1 protein-coding gene and 1 pseudogene are annotated in these 2,299 nt (G+C 72.2%); both read left to right on the forward strand.

The genetic code is table 11. The annotated features are described in order from the left end of the window. Positions 1-1,112: pseudogene (ftsW, locus tag GA0115240_RS33295) on the forward strand (putative lipid II flippase FtsW); the annotation flags it as partial. 6 nt (positions 1,113-1,118) lie between these two features. Next, complete coding sequence (gene murG / locus GA0115240_RS33300; RefSeq protein WP_093742601.1) at positions 1,119-2,213, forward strand: undecaprenyldiphospho-muramoylpentapeptide beta-N-acetylglucosaminyltransferase; 1,095 nt, start codon at positions 1,119-1,121, stop codon at positions 2,211-2,213. Positions 2,214-2,299: the final 86 nt, after the last annotated feature.

Consider the following 2,299-nt stretch of genomic DNA (forward strand, 5'->3'; position numbering starts at 1 on the left):
GATCCTCGCGCTGCGGTACGGACTGCCCTCCACGTACTACTTCCGCAAGCAGCTGCTCGCGATCGCCATCGGCGCGGTGCTGCTCTGGTTCGCCGCCCGGCTGTCGGTCCGGCTGCACCGGGTGCTGGCCTATCCGCTGCTGCTCGGCTCGGTGTTCACCATGTGCCTGGTGCAGGTGCCCGGGATAGGGGGTCTCGATCAACGGCAACACCAACTGGATCTCCATCGGCGGCCCCTTCCAGATCCAGCCCAGCGAGTTCGGCAAGCTCGCGCTGGTCATGTGGGGCGCGGACCTGCTGGCCCGGAAGAACGACAAGAACCTGCTCGTCCAGTGGAAGCACCTGCTGGTCCCGCTGGTCCCGGTCACCGTGCTGCTGCTCGGCCTCATCATGCTCGGCGGCGACCTGGGCACCACGGTGATCCTCACCGCCATCCTGTTCGGCCTGCTGTGGCTGGCCGGCGCCCCCACCCGGCTGTTCACCGGAGTGCTGGCCGGGGCCGGCGCGCTGGGCGCCCTGGCGATCGCCACCAGTCCCAACCGGATGGGCCGGCTGCACTGCATCGCCGCCACCGACCCGGCCAACGGCTGCTGGCAGGCCGTGCACGGCATCTACGCGCTCGCGTCCGGCGGCTGGTTCGGCTCGGGTCTCGGGGCGAGCGTGGAAAAATGGGGTGAACTCCCGGAGCCGCACACCGACTTCATCTTCGCCGTGACCGGGGAGGAACTGGGCCTGGCCGGGACGCTGTCGGTGCTCGCCCTCTTCGCGGCACTAGGCTACGCGGGTATCCGCGTGGCCAGTCGTACGGAGGACCCCTTCGTCAGGTTCGCAGCGGGTGGCGTGACCACCTGGATCACGGTGCAGGCCGTGATCAACATCGGTGCGGTGCTCGGCCTGCTGCCGATCGCCGGTGTCCCGCTTCCGCTGTTCTCCTACGGAGGTTCGGCCCTGCTGCCGACGATGTTCGCGATCGGGCTGCTGATCTCGTTCGCCAGGAACGAGCCGGCGGCGCGAGCGGCCTTGGCCGTGCGGGGGCACAACAACCCCCTGACCGGGGCAGTGAGACGGACGATGCGACGGCGCGCCAGACGGCGGCCGTCCGGAGAGCGGTGAATTTCGGTGCATGTCGTACTCGCCGGTGGGGGGACCGCCGGCCACATCGAGCCGGCGCTCGCGCTCGCCGATGCCCTGCGCAGGCAGGACCCGACGGTGGGAATCACCGCACTCGGCACCGAGAAGGGCCTGGAGACCAGGCTGGTGCCCGAACGCGGCTATGAGCTGGCCCTGATCCCCGCTGTCCCGCTGCCCCGCCGGCCCACCCCCGAACTGATCACCGTGCCCGGCCGGCTGCGCGGCACCATCAAGGCCGCCGAGCAGATCCTCGAACGCACCAAGGCCGACTGCGTGGTCGGCTTCGGCGGCTACGTGGCCCTGCCCGGCTATCTGGCCGCCAAGCGGCTCGGCGTGCCGATCGTGGTGCACGAGGCCAACGCCCGCCCGGGCCTGGCCAACAAGATCGGCTCCCGCTACGCCCACGCGGTCGCCGTCTCCACCCCGGACAGCAAACTGCGCGACGCCCGCTACATCGGCATCCCGCTGCGCCGCTCCATCGCCGTCCTCGACCGGGCCGCCGCCCGCCCCGAGGCACGGCACGCCCTGGGCCTCGACCAGAACCTGCCCACCCTGCTGGTCTCCGGCGGCTCCCAGGGCGCCCGGCGGCTCAACGAGGTGATCACCGCGGTCGCGCCGCGGCTCCAGCAGTCCGGCGTGCAGATCCTGCACGCGGTCGGCCCCAAGAACGAACTGCCGCCGTCCGACAACATGCCGGGTATGCCGCCCTACCGCCCGGTGCCGTATCTGGACCGGATGGATCTGGCCTACGCCGCCGCCGACATGATGCTCTGCCGGGCCGGCGCCATGACGGTGGCGGAACTGTCCGCGGTCGGCCTGCCCGCCGCCTACGTGCCGCTGCCGATCGGCAACGGCGAACAGCGGCTCAACGCACAGCCGGTGGTCAAGGCAGGCGGCGGCCTGCTGGTGGACGACGCGGAGCTGACCCCGGACTGGGTGCTCGGCCACGTGCTGCCCGTGCTCACCGACCCGCACCGCCTCTACGACATGTCCCGCGCCGCCGCCGAGTTCGGCCGCCGCGACGCGGACGACCTGCTGGTCGGCATGGTGTACGAGGCGGTGGCCGCCCGCCGGGCACGATAGGACCGGGGACCGCGGCACCACCTCGTGGCCCCGGGCGCGGCGGGCGGTGCCCGCCGCGCCCGCGGCCCGGGGCGCCGCCCCGGAGC

The organism is Streptomyces sp. DvalAA-14 (assembly GCF_900091855.1).
Lineage (GTDB): Bacteria > Actinomycetota > Actinomycetes > Streptomycetales > Streptomycetaceae > Actinacidiphila.